The sequence below is a fragment of the Arthrobacter sp. 9MFCol3.1 genome (assembly GCF_000620385.1).
Taxonomy (GTDB): Bacteria; Actinomycetota; Actinomycetes; order Actinomycetales; family Micrococcaceae; genus Arthrobacter.
On sequence record NZ_JIBJ01000011.1, the window covers coordinates 33,346 to 51,825 of the forward strand.

The window sequence follows — 18,480 nt, forward strand, 5'->3', positions numbered from 1 at the left end:
GCCACTCAAAGTTCGACGATGCACCTGGAGCGCAAGTCCGTCGCAATCTCTGCCGCCCTTGATTCCCAGAAGCATAGTGGATCAGGCCCATCGGCCGTTAATGCAGCGAATGCTGGGGCTGATATGAAGTGACTTTCAAATCGTGCCTTTGCCGACTCAAAAGTTACCCCGTTCTCCGTGAGCGCAAGCCCGGGCGTCTTGGCTCGCCAAGCGTTGTTACTTTCACGAGTTAGAGGCGTGAGATTGGCGACGGATCTGGCGTAATCGAACTCAGCCGTATTAGGGTCCAGGACCTCGCCGAGCTTTCCGTGCTTATTGTTAGCACACCAGTTCAAAGGATAGAGATGGTGCAGTTCCACGGGCTTAGAGCTTGGGTATGCGATCGATACGCTGGGGTCAACGAGATCTTGGGTTGGTTGCGTCCGGACAACGAGAGTGAGCGCGCGTCCAAGAGCACCGGCAGGCTTGGCCTGTAGGAGCTGTTGTTGAAGAGACACCGCGTCTGGAACCGGCAAGTCGAGCGCCGATTGCAGTTCGGCGTTGGCTTCAACCGCCCAGGCGTTGGCGTTTGCTGCCTTCGCTCGCCGGAACAAAATCTCCTTCAGGACCCGCATATCCGTACTGCTCTGGCTGAGGAACCCTTGGTCGTACCGTGTGGCGAGGGCGTTTCGCCAGAAGAACGCTCTGAAGAGACCGTTCAGTTCTTCCAGATTCCATTGGTTCGCATATCGACTGTCGTGTGTCATGTACCAACGGAGCGCGGAGTACATTGCCATCGTAACCGGGTAGGGGGAATCGGACAGCGGGAAGTTTCCGCCTGCCACGCATGTCTGGAAGTCGCCGATGTAGTTAGCGAGATCCCGCTCGTCCTCGATGGCTTGCCTCCAGAACGCTGCAGGAGTTGCGAGAAGGTCACCTGCCTTGATAGACGTCACCGCGGTGGGCTTTGACTTCCCTCCAACTGCGCGGGGTGAGGGCTTTTCGGAGTCTAATGCGACATAGCAAGCCGTCACAGTTTGGGCAATTATTTCGGGTCGGTTCGACCTTGAGGCCCAGCCGACAGCGCCCTCCAGTTCTCCTAGGTTGTCAATCCAGTCGCGGAGAAGGATCGGCTCGGGTTCAGTACTCGTATCGTTGAATAGCCAGCTGTGTAACAAGTCCACGGTGGATACCTTCGTCCCGGTGGTGTTGAGGGTTTCGAAGATTTCACAGATCTCGCCGAGCGTGTACTCAGCTGGAACGATATAAACGGCTAGCACCGTCTCCGTTATTCCTTTGAAGGCTTGCTTCAAAATTTCGTTTCGCCGCGCAAGCTCTTCCGCCTCAGGTAGCACTTGGTCCGGATAGTTGGACGCATCGTTGATCGATTGAATATACGTGTACCACTGACCCATCAAGTCCTTGTCAGCTTCGGGTGACAGTGGAAACAGGCCAGCCCCAATGCAGACGCCTAGTTGGTCATACTTGCTGGTTTTCACTTGCGTCTCACGGATGTAACGAACGCGGCCACTCGGGTCATCGTGGGAAACGTCGAGGAAGTACCGTCCCGAAAACCGCCGCCTCGCATCTGTTGCTCGCAGACCTCCGAAAACCATGGCAAGTGCGGTTGCGCGTTGACGTCCATCCAGAACCGCGTAGAAGTTCTTCGGTCGATCCTCAGGTGCTGACAATGCGGCGTCAACTGATTCGCCGTTCTGCGTATCCGGAATCGAGGCTGGCACAAGGATGAGGTCGCTATCGTCCGGCTGCTCCCATAGTGTCGCCATTCCGATTGGTCGCGCCTCTATGACCGAGAGGGCGAGGCTGGTGACGTCAGCTTCTGACCAGACGAAATCACGCTGGAAAGCCGGGACAAGCCAGGCATTAGACCGAAGTCGGTCCAGTAATTCCGAAATGCCGATCGATTCTACGGTGAGTTTTCCCACAATTGCTCCTATCTAGCTTTGACGAACCCTATCCGGTGCTGTTGCGCTACGGAGGCTGTGTATGTCCGTGTCCTCACAACGTTTTGCAAGCAGTCCCTTTCTGGCACACCAACCGTGAAGATCGCACCCACGCTACTACGAGTCAATCTCTACAATTCCATGAATGGTCAACTCTTGTTGGCGTGCAAGGACGTGAGGAGACCTCCCAATTCAAATTTGTTCAGCATCGAAACCGGTTACGCCGTGGAGTTTCCGGCCAAAGAACTCACCATGAAAATAACCTGTTTGATCCAGCGCCGTCGAAACGACGTCGAAGATCAGAGCCAGCCTCCCGAGTGAGGACCCTCCGGCGTCGGGCCGAATACGGCACAGACGAGGTGCAGTTCCTGCTGCCCCTGTTTGCGTGGCCAGCCTGGCGGTGGTGGTTGTGTTCCCGTTGCTGATGACCAGAAGCTCTCCGGGCAAAGGGTTGCAGTTGCTGCTCCACCCGCTCCGAGGTGTCCTCCAGTTCAGAACCCTGCGGTCCAGGTTGGCCTGCACCTTGACGCCCGTTGCAGCAGGCGGGCCAGTCGGAGGCATCGCGCCGATGGTGAGCGGCGGTCGCGCGGCAAGACCGGGTCCGTGGGGGAACCCTCGAGCAAACGCGCCACTTCATGCACGCTTTCCTCGAAGGACGAAGGCGCCAGCGTCCCGGGCGGCGCGGATTCAGGCGGACGATGACATTCCCTGTCGAATTAGTCAGCAGCGACAACGCTGCAGCACTTGCATCGTCGGGCGCCTCCAAAAACGCCAAGGCCGTCGTAGTAGCCAAGAGCGAAGTAGAAGCTGTCCGGCGATCCTCCTACGGAGCCAAAAGCCGCAGCCGAGCCTCACGCCGCCTTTCTGCACGAGCCCCTGCATCCTGACGCCCACGTACGTCGCTTCAAAGAGATAGTTCGGCATGGTGGTCGCTCGCACTTTACATTCTGTCCGGGGCGCGAAACGTGCGTGAAAACGAAGTCGTTGCCGCCGTACGAGGACATCTTTCGGATGCGGGATGGGGACATCAAGAGCTGGGCGTCCGCCACTGAACGCGGAGTCGATATCGGTGCCGAGCAAGGCGGCCAAGATCTGCTCGTGGAGGCAACGGGAGGGGGAAGCTCCAAGACGGGTGGCCCGAGGTTCGGCAACCTGTTCATACGTAATACGGTCACTAATCATGTTCCCCGGGCGATCTACATGGCCCTACATGCCCTGGCCGGAAACGCAGAAGCGGCAATCGTTTTCCCAGACAGCCCACGGCACCGGGCCACGGTCAGCAGCGCGCAACCGGTACTGTCAAACTTGGGAAGTTTAGTCTTTTGGGCGGATTGAACAGCATCCGTCGCAACTGAGTAAGACCCATCGGCAGCGAGGCCAGCGGGTGCGCTGCACAGGGCACCTCTGTGGAGTCCCGATGTTCGGCCGCCATGCCGCCGTCTTCGATCCGGACGACGTCCTGCAGTGGAACTCGACGCTCGCGCTCGTTGTCGGGATCCCGGACATCCAGCCAAGGTGCTTGCGGTCAGGGTCACGTGGTCCGAGCGCTCGGAGAGTCGGGCAACCAGTGCACACCCCTCGACGCCGCCAGGCGACCACAACCCGCTCCTCCTGTACGACTTGCATCAGGCGGGAGACAAGCGGCTTCGCTGTTCCTGGCGCGTCCCCGTTTACGAAACGCAACGCGATCCGCAACCAACCCCTTACTGTTGATCCTGCACCCAACGAAACCGTTTACGTAAACCGTTTTCCGAAACCGATTACGTAACGCGCTCACCAGACAACAAGGACACCCTCAGAGAGGAGGAACAGTGGTCACCATCCGCGATGTCGCCAAGCACGCCGGCGTCTCTCCGGCCACCGTTTCCCGGGTTGTCAACGGTCTCGTGGGCTACTCCGACGAGACCCGGGAACGCGTCGAAACCGCGGTCAAGAGCCTCAGCTACGAGACGGACTACCTCGCCCGGGGCCTGAAGACCCGGCAGACGTCGGTGATCGGGCTGCTCGCCCCGATGGTCTCGGACGCCCTGGCCTCCCAGGTCATGCAGGGTGTGGAGGAGGAAGCCCAGGAGCGCGGCTACGCCGTGATGCTCGGCCGCACCGGCGCCAAATCGGCCTACATCGCCGGCTACCTGCGGACCCTGCGGACCTACCGGGCCGCCGGCGTCATCCTCATCTCCGCGGTGATCACGCCGGAGACCAGGCAGCTGCTGGGGCCCAACGTCCCGATCATCTCCGTCGCCATCAGCGACAAGTCGGGCTCGCCCAGCGTGGCGATCGACGACGAGCAGGCAGCCTACGACGCGACCCGTCATCTGCTGCGGCTCGGCCATCGCCGCATCGGCCTGCTGACCGGCGACCCGGCGTCGGTCTACGTCGCCCAGCCCCGGAAGCGCGGCTACCTCCGCGCCATGACCGAAGCCAACTGCACCCCCGTCACAGCCACCGGCAGCTTCTTCTACGAAAGCGGGGCCGCCGGCGCTGACGAACTGCTGCGGCAGGATCCCGGCCTGACAGCGATCTTCGCGATGAGCGATGAGATGGGCGCCGCCGTCGTCAATGAACTGCAGCGGCGCGGGCTCCGGGTGCCGGAGGACGTCTCGGTCCTGGGCTTCGACAACACCTCCACCGCCCTGCACGTGAACCCGCCGCTGAGCACCATGGCCCAGCCGCTCGAGGAGATGGGTCGGATGGCCGTGAAGAAGCTGCTCCGCTCCCGCGACCTGGGGCCGAAGATCATGCCGCACCGGCTGATCGAGCGCGGTTCCACCGCGCCACCGAATCCAACACAGGCGCACCCGGCACCGCCCGGCGAACAAGTCAGCGAACAGGTCCTAGCCAGCTAGCCCAGACCCCAAACACCACCACCACGGCGACAGCCGGCACTCCCCCGTGCCACCAGGCAACCCGCCGCGATTCCGCATGCACCAAACCACCCGCACCAACCCCACAACAAGGAGCAACACATGAGGCAGCGCCGCCGCACCTGGCAGACTCTTCTGGCCACCACCGCATCCCTGACCGTCGCCGCCGTCGCCCTCACCGGCTGCGGCGGGACCGGCACGGAAGCGAAAAGCGCCCCGAAGGCCGCCGCGTCCTTCGAGGGCAAGGGCCCCATCAACTACGTCTCCAACCGCGATGCCTCCGGCGCCGCGAACAAGAGCATCGAGGAATGGAACGCCGCCCACCCGGAGGAGAAGGTCACGTTCATCGAACTGCCGGATTCCGCGGATCAGCAGCGCCAGCAGCTCATCCAGAACGCGCAGATCAAGTCGGACACCTTCAGCGTGCTGAACCTGGACGTCGTCTGGACCTCCGAGTTCGCCGCCAACAAGTGGATCCTGCCGCTGCCTGCGGACGCCGTCCCCACGGACAAGATGATCCCCGCCACGGTTAACGCCGCAACGTACCGGGACACCCTGGTGGGTGCCCCGTATTACACCGACGGTGCGCTGTTCTACTTCCGCTCGGACCTGCTGAAGGCCGCCGGCATCGCCGCCCCGCCCAAGACCTGGGACGAGATGAAGACCGCCTGCAAGGCCATCCTGGCGCTCCCCGAAGCCGCGGGCATGTCCTGCTACGCCGGCCAGTTCGACAAGAACGAGGCCCTCACGGTCAACTTCTCCGAGGCTGTGGCCTCCGCCGGCGGCACCGTGGTGGACGCCGAGGGCAAGCCCACCGTCAACACCCCCGAGGCCAAGAAGGGCCTGAACCTGCTGGTGGACGGCTTCAAGGACGGGCTCTTCCCCTCCGACGCCATCACCTACCTCGAAGAGCAGGGCCGCCGCGCGTTCCAGGACGGCAAGCTCGTGTTCCTGCGCAACTGGCCCTTCCTGCACGCCTCCCTGAGCGCCACGGACGGCTCCAGCAAGGTGGCCGGCAAGTTCGGCATCACCTCCATCCCGGGCACCGACGGCCCCGGCGTCTCCACCCTCGGCGGCCGCAACCTTGGCATCTCGCCCTTTACCGCGAACAAGGCCACCGCCCTGGAGTTCGTCAAGTTCTTCACCAGCGAGGAGCAGGCCCGGAAGCGCCTGGCCCTCTCCTCCCGTGCGCCGGTGTACGCTTCCCTCTTCGCGGATCCCGCCGTCGTCGCCAAGCGCCCGTTCTTCCCCACGCTGCTGACCTCGCTGAACAACGCCCAGCCCCGCCCCAAGGTGGTCCAGTACGGCGCCACCACCAAGGCCATCCAGGAAGAGGCGTACGCGGCCATCACCGGCAAGAAGGACACGGAGACGGCCCTGAACGACATGCAGGCCAAGCTCACCGAGCTCTCCGCCAAGTAATTCCGCCCCATAGCTGCAGCTTGGCCGGCCGGTTCACCCCGGCCGGCCCGGCAGCTGCAACCCAGTGAGGTTCCCAGAATGACGACGACGACCGCCCCGCCCGCCGGCGCGCAAACCGGCACGCCCCATCCAGCCAGCCCGCGCAAACGCGGCCACCGCGGCACCCGCACCCCCGGCGAAGGCCGCATGGCCGCGCTGCTGCTCTCCCCCACCATCCTGGTCCTGGCCCTGGTGATCGTGTACCCGCTCCTTGCCGCGGTGCACCAGTCCCTCTACCGCGCCGAATCCGGACTGGACGCGGACGGCTTCGTCGCCGACGTCGAATCCTTCGTGGGCCTGGCCAACTACGCCGACCTGTTCGCGGGCGAAACCGGGCGGCGCTTCCTCAACGCGCTCGGCAACACCACCTTCTTCACCATCACGACGGTGTTCCTCGAGACCGTCCTGGGCCTCTGCCTGGCCCTGGCCATGAACCGCGCCTTCCGCGGCCGGTCCTTCCTCCGCGCCAGCATCCTGGTCCCCTGGGCCGTCCCCACCGCTGTGTCCGGCCTGCTGTGGCGCTGGATCTTCCAGTCCGACGGCATCGCCAACACCCTGCTGGGCAGCGAAATCCTCTGGACCGCCGAGGGCAACGCCTCCCGCGCGGCCATCATCATCGCCGAAGTCTGGAAGACCGCCCCGTTCATCGGCCTGCTGGTCCTGGCCGGCATGCAGGTCATCCCCGGCGAAGTGTACGAGGCGGCCAAAATCGACGGCGCCGGATGGTGGCGCCAGCTCGGCTCCATCACCCTCCCGCTGGTCAAGCCCACCCTCCTGGTCGCCGTGCTGTTCCGGATGCTCGACGCCCTGCGCATGTTCGACCTGCCCTTCGTGTTGATCGGGCCGGGCAAAGAATCCGTGGAGACCCTGTCCATGCTGGCCTGGGACGAGTCCAACCAACTCCGCTACGGCTCCGCCTCCGCGTTCGCGGTCATGCTCTTCCTCTACGTCGCCCTCGTCGCAATCGTGTTCGTGAAGGTGCTCGGCGCCGACGTCACCGGCGCCAAGGAACTGAAGCTGATCTCGAAGAAGTCCCGCACCAAGGCAACCCGCACGCGGGCAATCACTGACCAGGCAATCTCTGAACAGAAGAAGGCCGAGGCCACCCGATGACCATCTCCGACCTCCGCAACGCCGCCACCAACTCCGGCGCCCCGGGCGCACCCGGCGCCGTCGCACCCGACGCGACTGCCGCCGTCGGCCGCTCCGGTAAGCCGAAAGCGCCGCGCACGTGGCGTTCCTATTCGGTGTACCTGGGCCTGGCGCTGATCTTCGCCTACTGCCTGGCGCCGTTCTACTGGATGCTGGTCTCCAGCCTCCGCCGCACCGCCGACATCTTCGACAACACCCTGCTGCCGGCCCCGTTCTCGCTGGAGAACTACGCCAAGGTGTTCGACGGCTCCACCATGTTCGGCCAGGCCCTGCTGAACTCGCTGATCGTGGCCGGCACCACCACGGTGTTCGCCCTGGTCCTGGGCGTGTTCGCCGCCTACGCCATCTCGCGGCTGAACTTCCGCTTCAAGTCGCTGATCCTGGGCGTGATCATCGCGACGTCGATGTTCCCCGGCATCTCCGTGGTGGTGCCGCTGCTGCGCCTCTTCACGGACCTCGGCTGGATCAACACCTACCAGGCGATGATCGTCCCCAGCCTGTCCTTCGCGATCCCGCTGGCGGTCTGGAACCTCACCACGTTCATGAAGGCCCTGCCGTTCGACCTCGAGGAAGCCGCCATGATCGACGGCTGCACTAAGTGGCAGGCGTTCCGCCGGGTCCTGCTGCCGCTGGCCGCGCCGGGCGTGTTCACCACCGCGATCCTGACCTTCATCCACAGCTGGAACGAGTTCATCATCGCGCTGTCCATGATCAACGACCCCAAGATCCAGACCGCCACGGTGGCGATCTCCAAGTTCACCGGCGCCACCGAATTCCAGGCGCCGTTCGGCGAGCAGATGGCCGCCGGCGTGATCGTCACCGTACCGTTGGTGATCATGGTGCTGATCTTCCAGCGGCGGATCGTCGAAGGCCTGACCGCGGGCGCGAGCAAATGAGTCCCGTCCCGCCGGTGGGCCCGGTCGAGGAAACCATGATCACGCGCGCCCCCGAGTGGTGGCAGTCCGCCGTCATCTATGAGGTCTACCCGCGCTCCTTCGCCGACGGCGACGGCGACGGCGTGGGCGACCTCGCCGGGCTCATCGCCCGGCTGCCGTACATCGCCGCCCTCGGCGTCGACGGCATCTGGATGACCCCGTTCCAGCCCTCCCCGCAGGTGGACCAGGGATACGACGTGACCGACTACTGCGGCGTGGACCCGCTGTTCGGCACCATGGAACAGTTCGATTCGCTATTGGAGCAGGCCCACGCGCTCGGGCTGCGGGTCCTGCTCGACGTCGTTCCCAACCACTGCTCGTCGGAGCACCCTTTGTTCCAGGCGGCCCTCGCGGCCGGCCCGGGCTCGCCGGAACGGGACATGTTCCACTTTGTGCCGGGTCCGGTGGACATGTCCGACGACGGCGGCGCCGGCTCTGCGTCGAACGTCGCCGACGCCTCAGCCAACGACGCTTCAATCGACGACGTGCCGCCGAACAACTGGCAGAGCGTGTTCGGTGGCCGCGCTTGGAGCCGCGCCAATCCGGAGTCGGCGACGGATAAGGACTGGTACCTGCATCTGTTCTCGGCCGGGCAGCCGGACTGGAACTGGCGCAATCCCGCCGTCGGCGATTACTTCGACGGCGTGCTGCGCTTCTGGTTCGACAAGGGCGTGGACGGGCTGCGCATCGACGTCGCGCATGCGCTGTTCAAGGCCGAGGGCCTGCCGGATTCGCCCTCCACGGGCGGGGTGGTGGACGGGCTGCGGTCCAACCCGCAGGTCTCGGACCAGGAGGACGTCCACGAGGTCTACCGCCGCTGGCGCACCCTCGCGGAGAAGTACGAGCCGCACCGGCTCTTGGTGGGTGAGGTCAACCTGGAACCGGCCCGCGCCGCCCGCTACACGCGCGCCGACGAGATGCAGCAGGCCTTCGCCTTTGCGTTCGTGAAACTCGGCTGGGACCCGGAGGGGTGGGCCGCCGTGGGCAACGAGCTCGAGGCCGCCCGGCAGCTCCACGGCGCCGCCCCCACCTGGGCGCTGGAAAACCACGACATCGTCCGCTCCGTCACCCGCTTCGGCGGCGGCGAGCTGGGCAGCGTCCGGGCCCGGGCCGCACTCGTGGCGCTGCTCGGACTGCCCGGCGCTGCGTACATCTACCAGGGCCAGGAGCTAGGCCTGCCCGAGGTCGACGTGCCCGTGGAGGCCCGGGTGGATCCGATGTGGGCCCGCGGCGGCGTCTGCCGCGACGGCGCCCGCGTCCCGCTGCCCTGGACCGATGACGCGGAGCTGAACCAAGGCTTCTCGCTGACTGAAGCCGCCGCGGAGCCGTGGCTCCCGCTGCCGGCAGACTGGGGAATCCACGCCGTCGAGCGTCAGGAGCAGGACGCCGCATCCGCCCTGAACCTGACCAAGGCTGCCCTGGAGCTGCGCCGTCAGTTGTGGAAGAACGAGGTCTTCATTGCGGACGACGGCGGCAGGTGGCGGGTCGAGGCCGGAAACCTCCTCATCTGCGAACGCAACGAGCACTTCTTGGTCGCCGTCGCGATGGGAACCCAACCGGTCAAACTTCCGGACGGCGCAGTGTTACTCAGCGCCGCACCGCTGGACGAGGACGGCTGGCTGCAGCCGAACAACGCCGCTTGGGTCCTGAAGGGCTGAAGGTGCTGCGCCCCTAGGTGGCATCGAGCCGCAGGTGGTCCCATTACGGGAGCTTGACAGTCTGGGCCAAGGCGGCGGTTTATAGAGCTCTGAAGTTTCTGCCATCACCTCGTGCATCCGGGCGGACGCCGCTGCCTCCGTCAACGCTGCCGCTGAACCCGGGCCTACTTGCCCAGGCCCGGGACTTCGCCGAGCTGACCGAAAAGCGTCTCGCCTGGCTGCACGGGGGTTTCGGAAGGCCATCGAGATGGCCGATGAAATGGTCTCCGGTAGAGGCTTACACACACCTTCAAATTGTGATCGTCTTCCCAGAGAACTGGTAGCTTATTCCCAGCGAGCCCATCGGAAGCATCTGGCAATCACGCCCTTCCTGACAGTTCCGGCCTCGCTGCAAGCAGGGGGAATCTTGAAGAAAACACTCGCTCTAGTAATGCTCGCCGGTCTCATGCTGACAGGCTGCGGCAGCAAACAGGCATCAGGCCAAACGGAAACCGCCAAGGCAACGGCTGTAGCCGAGAACACCATCGAGGTCCCCGACGTCGTCGGCCTCACCCTCGACAAGGCCATTGACCAGCTCAAAGACCTCGGGCTGAAAGCCCACGCCACGGATGTGGCCGAGGGCAAGGCGATCATCATCAAGAAAAACTGGCAGGTGGCCAGCGAGGATCCCCTCGCCCACGTCAGGGTGGCCGAGGGCTCCACCGTTGAGCTGGGGGTCAAGCACCTCACGGATGAAACGCCGACGCCGACCCCCACTCCCCCACCCACCCAGGTCGCCGCAAAGGTTGTAGCTCCCGTGGTCCCGCCGGTCGTGAAGGCACAGCCCGTTGCACCACCGGTAGTAAAAGCACCGCCGGTGGCTCCGCCCGTTGTAAAGGCTCCGCCTGCATTGGCACCGCCCGTTTACAGTGGGATCATTTGCAACGACGGCTACGCCTGGCCAAACCCGACCCGCCGCGGCGCCTGCCACGGCCACGGCGGCATCCGAAACTAGGGCTCCCGGACAGGATGCCGCTGGCCTTTGAGTCAGCGGCATCCGGCCGCCCGGCCGAGCGATCTGCCATACGGAAGGGCCGTCCACGTTATCTCTGGATACATGGACGGCCCTTTTCGCGTCACAGCTGGAAGCTTTGGTAGTTGATCCAATGTGCAAAGCACGACGCATGGCTCATTCTTCGTTGGACTAGCCGCGATTTGTAATCTCGGTGCTTGAAACTATCGTCACTCCAATGGAGGTACTACTGGATGAGGTTCTTCGTCCGGACTTCCTTCAGCCAGTCCGGAAACTCCGTCAGCATCTTCTTGAACAGAACGGCGTCGCTGATCGCGTCCACATCGCCGACCGGCTCGTAGTTGGCGTTGTCCACGAACCGCTCCGTGAGCGTGTCCAGCTTCTCAAGGAATACCATCGATTGGCTGCCGATCGAGAGGAATTTCCAGAAGATCGGCGCCGTCGACACCTCAGTCAGAGCGCGGACGGCCTTGGACTGGTTGTCCGGGGCTCCGTCAGTCAAAAACAGTACATACACAGGAATATCTGCGGGCGTGGACTGCGCGAGTGTGGTCACAGGCTGGGCCTTGCGGAGTCCGAAGAATCCAGTCTTGGGCGGGGCGGCCGGGGCGAACCCGAAGTGGTCCCGGATGGTCAGGAAGGCGTCGGCGTAGTTTGTGCTACCCATATTCCGTCCCTTCGTCAGTCGGTCCACGGAGCCGGCAAAGTCATCGATGCTGATCTCTCCCAAGTACGCCGCTTTGGAGTCGAAGATAAAGAAGTCGATGGCTCCGTCGTCGTCGAACTGGGTTGCCAGGGCCAACGCCTTTTCAACCAGGCGCTGCATAGCCCCTGAGCCGTAGACCTTGCTCATGGAACCTGAGAAGTCCAGGGCGACGGCGACCTTTGCCTTCTGGCCGTTCAGTCCGGAGAGATCAACTGCCTGCGATGCGGTTTTGGCCAATGAGAGAAGGCCCGGGGCCTTTTCGCTAATTTTATCGAGGGAAAGTGCCATGTTTGAGTCCTTTTCGATGAGTGTTGTTTACGTATGGGCGGAATTTCGCGCTTTTCCACGAATCGCACCGGCCGCCTCTTGAACTGGCCTACCGAATTACGGCATTCACTCCCTCCACTAATTTGCGATCCCTTGAGTTCTCCCTTCGCCAAGATAGCGCAAGAATATACACCTAGTGCCACGTTCGGCATTAAGACCATGCTTTTATGCATCATGTCAGCATCGTGGGTTGCTGGGCACGAGCCAACCCCTGGTAAGACGCGCAGGCCGCTGGGCGCGAAGCTCATCGCTTCATCGAGGCACACTTCCATCGACGAAACAGTTTGACGGAAATCAATCGATGTGGCGGCAAGGCCATATACTCCCCATGGCGCACAACAGCGTCAAAGGTCGGGCACCAACAGCGAAGCTTTGGGGCCGAAAACATGGGGATGACAAATTGAATAGGTTCCAATCACTCCTGGGTAAGCAAAATTCGTACGTTGAGCCGCCCAAGCCTCCACGGAAGCCGAAAGTTTCAACGTTCGTGGTCGGAGCGCTTGCGCTGGGGGCTATGGCGATTGGGGCTGCCACCAGCGGACTCGGCGGGGCACTGATATTCCTTGCCATATTTGCCGCGCTGACCGGCCTCTACGTAGTGATCACGGGCCGCCGCTCGTGGGCCCGACTGCCAGGCAGCCGAAAAGTTGGCGGCGTCGTCATTGCGGCCTCTCTGGTGCTCTTCGTCGTCGGCGGCTTAACCGTCCCGCCCCGGTCGGCAGAAAGCATTGCTGCCGAGGCAGCTTCGGCGAATGAAAAGCGAGCAGCAGAAGAAGCAGCCCGCGCTTCTTCTGCCTCGTCGCAGACTTCCTCGCCCACCCCTTCCCCAACGCCATCGCCGACGGATACTGGGGAGCCGCTGGACCCCGACACGGTTGCAGAACTCGCCAAAGGCGTCAGCTACACAGCCCCGAAGAAACAACCAGCCTACGCAACGAAGGCAGTCGACCTTCTCGCCTCTCTGCCAATCAAGGATTCCGCGCCGACGCCGGATTACGATGACCGCGTCAAGTTCGGCCAGGCGTGGGCAGATGTCGACAGGAACGGGTGCGACACTCGGAACGACATACTCAAGCGAGACCTGACCGACGTAGTTTTCAGGGACGACTCGACGTGCAAGGTGGAGAGCGGGACCTTGGCTGACCCCTACACAGCTACGACCATTCACTTCCAGCGGGGCCCCGAAACCAGTAGCGCCGTACAGATAGACCATGTTGTCGCCCTGGGCGACGCGTGGCTTAAGGGCGCCCAGCAGTTGACGGAAGCTCAGCGCATGTCGTTTGCCAACGATCCCCTGAACCTTCAGGCCACAGATGGACCCACCGACTTCCAGAAGGGGGATAGCGACGCTGCCACGTGGCTGCCGCCGAACAATAGTTTCCACTGCAATTACGTTGCACGACAGATCTCTGTTAAGGCGACTTACGGGCTCTGGGTGACGCAGGCTGAGCACGACGCGATGGCCGGCGTACTAGCGGACTGCGCCGGCCAGTTGGTGCCGACCAGTGAGAAGGAAGTGACCGTGGCAAAAGGCCGCCGAGACCGCAAAGGCGTCTGAACCAGCGGCAAAGGCGGCTGTGGTTGCTCCGGCACCGAAGGCACCCGCACCGGCTCCGCACACTCCCGCGCCGGTTCACGCAGCGCCCGCTCCGGCGCCCTATGTTCCGCCGGCACCCGCGCCGGCACCCTATGTACCGCCGGCACCGGCACCCGCCGCAGCGTATTACGCCAACTGCACCGCGGTGCGACAAGCAGGCGCCGCCCCGATCTATGCAGGCCAGCCCGGCTACAGCCGCAAGCTCGACCGTGATGGCGACGGCGTCGCCTGCGAGTAGCAATCATCGCCCGCTCCCGGCCCGGCTTGTGCGCGAGAAAGCCGCTCTCGCGCAGGCCTCCGGGCGGCGGCAACCGGCCGTCGTCCACGAGGTCTATTCGCATTCCTTCGTCGAAGGCGTCGGCTACCTCAGGACCGGTGCGATCACAATCAAAAAACATAGGGGCGTCGAAGGACAAAGCGGCGCTACCTGCGGCTAGGATGTTGCCACGAAGTCTTGGGGGATAACTTCCGGGATGTTTCTCGCCGTCCTGCCGTCGTTGACGAGTCAGGCCTTTCGTTCCAGGAGTTGTTCCAGCTTGTTTCTCAAGACTTTCGGTTGGTCGTTCGCGGTCACCCTCATCGCATTAGTGGTCGCTTTTCTTTATGGCGGACCTCAGGCACTGATCCTGTGCCTGATTCTGGGCATTCTTGAAGTTAGCCTGAGTTTCGACAATGCCGTGGTCAACGCACGAATCCTCGAGCGGATGAACCCTTTCTGGCAGAAAATGTTCCTCAGCGTGGGCATTATTATCGCCGTGTTCGGTATGCGTATCCTCTTCCCGCTGCTGATCGTGGGAGTCACCGCCGGCCTGAACCCGGTAGAAGCCGTCGGACTGGCAATGGAGAAGGGTGACCCACACACGCCGGGCAGCTACGGATTCCTGCTGCACGAAGCCCACCCGCAGATCGCGGCTTTCGGTGGAATGTTCCTTCTGATGCTGTTCTTGGACTTCATCCTGGCCCACCGTGACATCAAATGGATCAAGTTCCTCGAGATCCCGCTCGCCCGGCTGGGCAAACTCGAAGGAGCGTCCTTGATCATCGGAATGGCAGCGCTGGCTATAGCCGGTGCTGTATCCGGTGAGAAACAGGGCATCGTCCTGCTCGCCGGTCTGTTGGGCATGATCACCTACTTCCTCGTGAACGGTCTTGGAAACCTGTTCGACGTCGATGAGGACGGCGACGTTGACGCCGCGGATGCGGACCTCGTGGTTCACTCGGGTCCTTCCGGTACGGCTCAACTGGCCGGCAAGGCCGCCCTCATGCTCTTCCTCTACTTGGAAGTCATTGATGCATCCTTCTCCTTCGACGGCGTTATCGGAGCCTTCGCCATCACGTCCGATCCCATCATCATTGCCCTGGGACTAGGCTTCATCGGCGCTATGTTCGTCCGCTCTCTGACCGTATTCCTTGTCCGGCAGGGGACGCTGGACGAATTCGAATACCTGGACCACGGCGCACACTGGGCCATCGGCGCCCTGGCAGTCATCCTGCTGGTCACCATCGTGGTTCCCGTCAACGAGATCGTTACTGGCCTCATCGGAGTCGTGTTTATCGGCGCGGCATTCTTGGGCTCGGTTCGACGCAATAAGCAGGCACGTGCCGCCGAGCAGTCTCAATCACTTGAGCCTGCTAATAGCTAGACCCCACCGGTAATGACAAAAAACACCAACAGCCACCACAAGGAAAGCGAGTAGTTCAATGGGTTTGAGTTTGCAAAAGGGCCAGTCGCTGTCACTGACGAAGCAAAACGGCGATTCGCTGACGAACGTCCGTCTCGGTCTCGGCTGGGACTCCGCGGTTCCCGCTAAGAAGGGCTTCTTTGGCGGAAGCAAGACGGTCGAGATCGACCTGGACGCATCGGCCCTCCTGTTTGATGCTCAAGGCCAGCACCTCGATACGGTCTTCTTCAACCAGCTCTCGAGCAAGGACGGTTCCATCCGACACACGGGTGACAACCTGACAGGCGAAGGCGACGGCGACGACGAGACGCTCACGGTGAACTTGCCGAATGTCTCTGCGGCCGTCGCGCACATCGTTTTTGTCATCACGAGCTACAGCCAGCAGACCTTCGACATGGTCCAGAACGCTTTCTGCCGCGTCATCGACGACTCGGCGGCGGGGAGTCCCGAAGTTGCTCGCTACGACCTCACCGAATCCGGACGGTACACCGCGATGGTCATGTCGAAGCTTTCGCGAAATGGGAACGTTTGGAACTTCCAGGCCATCGGCACGCCGGCCAATGGACGGACGCCCGGCGAAGTGCGCGGCGCCGCGGCAGCTGCCCTATAACCCGATCGGATCCACGTTCTCTAGCCCTATTGAACGTACACAGCAAACTAAAGGAGTTCCTCTTGTCTAGCCTGACTCTCAGCAAGGGCAGCAACCTGTCACTGACCAAAGCCGACCCGGGGCTCCGCAAGGCCATGATCGGCCTCGGGTGGGATCCGCGCACCACCGCCGGCGAACAGTTCGACCTCGACGCCTCGGCTCTCCTGGTCCGCGCTGATGGCAAGGTCCGTTCCAACGACGATTTCATCTTCTACAACCAGTTGTCCTCGCCAGACGGGTCGATCGTGCACCAGGGCGACAACCGCACCGGTGAGGGTGAAGGCGATGACGAGCAAATCCTCATTGACCTCGATACCGTCGCCGCAGACATCGCGAAGATCGTCATCGTCGTCTCCATTGACCAGGCAGAAGCGCGCCACCAGAATTTCGGTCAAGTACGCGATGCCTTCTGCCGGGTGGTGAACCAGGAAACGGACAACGAGGTTGTCCGCTTCGACCTCACTGAAGATGCTGCAGCGGAAACGTGCATGATTTTTGCCGAGATCTATCGAAACGGCGGCGAGTGGAAGTTCCGTGCCGTGGGGCAGGGATACGCCTCAGGCCTCCGCGGCGTGGCCACAGACTTCGGCATCGCGCTGGACTAGAAGCCGGTGACCCGGCAACGCCGGGCCACCGCACCGCACTTTCACCAGATTGAACAAGGAGAACAACCATGGCAGGCCTGACTCTTACCAAAGGCAGTAACCTCTCGCTCACCAAGACCGATCCGGGGCTGAACAAGGTTCTGGTCGGGCTGGGCTGGGATCCCCGCACCACCACCGGTGACGCCTTCGACCTGGATGCCTCGGCCCTCCTCCTAGGCGCCGACGGCAAAGTCCGCAGCTCCGCGGACTTCATCTTCTACAATCAGCCGGCGGCAGCCGACGGCTCGGTAGTCCACAAGGGCGACAACCGATCCGGTGAGGGCGACGGCGACGACGAGGTGGTCGCCGTCGAGCTCTCGGCTGTGGCCGCCGACGTTGAGCGAATTGTCTTCGTGGTCTCCATTGACCAGGCTGACACTCGCCGCCAGAACTTCGGCCAGGTGCGGTCGGCCTACTGCCGCGTGGTCAACCAGGAAAGTGACGCGGAAGTGGTCCGCTACGACCTGAGCGAAGATGCGGCGCCGGAGACCTGCATGATCTTCTCAGAGCTCTACCGCCACAACGGCGAGTGGAAGTTCAAAGCCGTAGGCCAGGGATACGCCACAGGCCTTGCCGGCATCGCAGCGGACTTCGGCGTCCAGCTCGGCTAAGAGCCCGAGACCACAGAAAGAGAGAAGCGAAAATGAGCATGCAACTCACCCCTCCTGAAACGTCGGCCTCGAACCCCCTTGTGCTGAACGCTCCGGAGGCTCCGGGCATTGTCAAAGAAGACGATGCCCCCGGAATGGTCCCGGTTCCGGCCGAACGCCAGCAGGAAATAAACGCACAGGCTCGTGCCTTCATCACCGAAGTGTCGGCAATGAGCCCGTTCAGCCCCGAATACTCCAGCAAGATCGATGGCATCAACCGGCTTGGCGGCCAGCAGCTTGTGGCATCCGCCAACACTTCAAGCCGGCTGCTGGAGCGGTCGTCCACCTCGCTGGCCGGCGCGAAGAAGTCAGGCAGCAGCGCCCAGGTGCAGGTTGCCTCGACTCTTGGTGAGCTTCGTTCCACTGTGGAAGACCTGACGCCGAACAACGCTGACTTGGGCGTCGGCCGGAAGATCCTCGGAATTATTCCCGGCGGCAACAAGCTGGCCAAGTACTTCCAGAGATATGAGAGCGCGCAGACCCAGCTGGACAAGATCATCAAGTCCCTGATGGCGGGCCAGGACGCCCTGCTCAAGGACAACGCCTCGTTGGCACAGGAAAAGACCCAGCTGTGGGAGACCATGCAGGGACTGAGCGAATACGCAGTCTTTGCCAAGGCCCTTGATACTGCAACAGCCAACAGGATCGACGAGATGAAGATGCAGGGACAGATCGAAGAGGCGGGCAAACTCGACTCTGATGTGCTGTATCCGATCCGCCAGCGCCACCAGGACATCCTGACCCAGCTGGCCGTCTCGGTCCAGGGCTACCTCGCCATCGACATGATTCGCAAGAACAACACGGAGCTAATCAAGGGCGTGGAACGGGCCCGCACGACGACGATCTCCGCGCTGCGGACCGCCGTCATTGTGGCCCAGGCCCTGGCGAACCAGAAGATGGTGCTGGACCAGATCGACGCGATCAATACGACGACGAACAATATGATCCTTAAGACAAGCGAAATGCTCAAGGATCAGACCGCGCGGATCCACCAGCAGGCGGCGAGCTCCGGTGTCAGCGTGGAAACGTTGCAAAAAGCGTTCGACAACGTCTTCCAGACGATGGACGCCATCGACACCTTCCGTTCCCAGGCCAACAAGAGCATGGAAGGCACCGTGCATGCCCTCGAAACCGGGCTGGAGCGGGCCCGCCCCTACCTGGACCGGGTGCGGCAGCAGGAGGGGAATTAGTGGCCGTCAG

At 62.7% G+C, this 18,480-nt stretch carries 15 protein-coding genes; 13 read left to right on the top strand and 2 right to left on the bottom strand.

Annotated elements, in window-relative coordinates:
- Positions 1 to 5 precede the first annotated feature (5 nt).
- Positions 6 to 1,925, bottom strand: coding sequence for a DUF262 domain-containing protein (locus tag C560_RS0112665; protein ID WP_197026156.1), 1,920 nt, complete (start codon positions 1,923 to 1,925; stop codon positions 6 to 8).
- Between the two features lie 1,829 nt (positions 1,926 to 3,754).
- Here C560_RS0112665 and C560_RS21740 point away from each other — a divergent pair.
- The 6 genes from C560_RS21740 to C560_RS23605 all read left to right on the top strand — a co-directional run bounded on the left by C560_RS21740 (position 3,755) and on the right by C560_RS23605 (position 11,007).
- On the top strand, positions 3,755 to 4,789 hold the full coding sequence (locus tag C560_RS21740) for a LacI family DNA-binding transcriptional regulator (RefSeq protein ID WP_051533142.1): 1,035 nt from the start codon (positions 3,755 to 3,757) through the stop codon (positions 4,787 to 4,789).
- Positions 4,790 to 4,909: 120 nt separating this feature from the next.
- Complete coding sequence (locus C560_RS0112675) at positions 4,910 to 6,229, top strand: ABC transporter substrate-binding protein (protein ID WP_026538492.1); 1,320 nt, start codon at positions 4,910 to 4,912, stop codon at positions 6,227 to 6,229.
- 78 nt (positions 6,230 to 6,307) lie between these two features.
- Positions 6,308 to 7,381, top strand: coding sequence for a carbohydrate ABC transporter permease (locus C560_RS21745; protein ID WP_231494334.1), 1,074 nt, complete (start codon positions 6,308 to 6,310; stop codon positions 7,379 to 7,381).
- The gene (locus C560_RS21750) at positions 7,378 to 8,316 is read left to right on the top strand and encodes a carbohydrate ABC transporter permease (RefSeq protein ID WP_081801703.1); all 939 of its coding nucleotides are present in this window, start codon (positions 7,378 to 7,380) and stop codon (positions 8,314 to 8,316) included. Before C560_RS21745 ends, C560_RS21750 begins: the two co-directional genes overlap by 4 nt.
- Positions 8,313 to 10,013 carry an alpha-amylase family glycosyl hydrolase gene (locus C560_RS0112690; protein ID WP_231494335.1) on the top strand — a complete coding sequence of 567 codons (1,701 nt, stop codon included), beginning with the start codon at positions 8,313 to 8,315 and terminating at the stop codon, positions 10,011 to 10,013. The genes C560_RS21750 and C560_RS0112690 overlap by 4 nt, the downstream gene beginning before the upstream one ends.
- Positions 10,014 to 10,419: 406 nt before the next feature.
- A complete protein-coding gene (locus C560_RS23605; protein WP_197026157.1) occupies positions 10,420 to 11,007 on the top strand; it encodes a PASTA domain-containing protein in 588 nt (195 codons plus the stop codon).
- Between the two features lie 244 nt (positions 11,008 to 11,251).
- On the opposite strand, the gene C560_RS0112700 is transcribed toward C560_RS23605, so the two are convergent.
- Positions 11,252 to 12,019: a VWA domain-containing protein gene (locus tag C560_RS0112700; RefSeq protein WP_026538494.1), complete on the bottom strand. Its 768-nt coding sequence runs from the start codon at positions 12,017 to 12,019 to the stop codon at positions 11,252 to 11,254.
- Positions 12,020 to 12,386: 367 nt separating this feature from the next.
- Here C560_RS0112700 and C560_RS22655 point away from each other — a divergent pair, with 367 nt between their 5' ends.
- The 7 genes from C560_RS22655 (at position 12,387) to C560_RS0112730 (ending at position 18,470) form a co-directional block, all read left to right on the top strand.
- Positions 12,387 to 13,616, top strand: coding sequence for an HNH endonuclease family protein (locus C560_RS22655; protein ID WP_231494336.1), 1,230 nt, complete (start codon positions 12,387 to 12,389; stop codon positions 13,614 to 13,616).
- A gap of 184 nt (positions 13,617 to 13,800) precedes the next feature.
- Complete coding sequence (locus tag C560_RS23825; protein ID WP_231494337.1) at positions 13,801 to 13,893, top strand: excalibur calcium-binding domain-containing protein; 93 nt, start codon at positions 13,801 to 13,803, stop codon at positions 13,891 to 13,893.
- 298 nt (positions 13,894 to 14,191) lie between these two features.
- On the top strand, positions 14,192 to 15,298 hold the full coding sequence (locus C560_RS0112710) for a DUF475 domain-containing protein (RefSeq protein ID WP_026538495.1): 1,107 nt from the start codon (positions 14,192 to 14,194) through the stop codon (positions 15,296 to 15,298).
- Positions 15,299 to 15,356: 58 nt separating this feature from the next.
- Positions 15,357 to 15,947, top strand: coding sequence for a TerD family protein (locus C560_RS0112715; RefSeq protein ID WP_026538496.1), 591 nt, complete (start codon positions 15,357 to 15,359; stop codon positions 15,945 to 15,947).
- A 62-nt stretch (positions 15,948 to 16,009) separates the two neighbouring features.
- Complete coding sequence (locus C560_RS0112720; RefSeq protein ID WP_026538497.1) at positions 16,010 to 16,591, top strand: TerD family protein; 582 nt, start codon at positions 16,010 to 16,012, stop codon at positions 16,589 to 16,591.
- Positions 16,592 to 16,659: 68 nt separating this feature from the next.
- Positions 16,660 to 17,241, top strand: coding sequence for a TerD family protein (locus C560_RS0112725; protein ID WP_026538498.1), 582 nt, complete (start codon positions 16,660 to 16,662; stop codon positions 17,239 to 17,241).
- Between the two features lie 32 nt (positions 17,242 to 17,273).
- The gene (locus tag C560_RS0112730) at positions 17,274 to 18,470 is read left to right on the top strand and encodes a toxic anion resistance protein (RefSeq protein ID WP_026538499.1); all 1,197 of its coding nucleotides are present in this window, start codon (positions 17,274 to 17,276) and stop codon (positions 18,468 to 18,470) included.
- Positions 18,471 to 18,480: the final 10 nt, after the last annotated feature.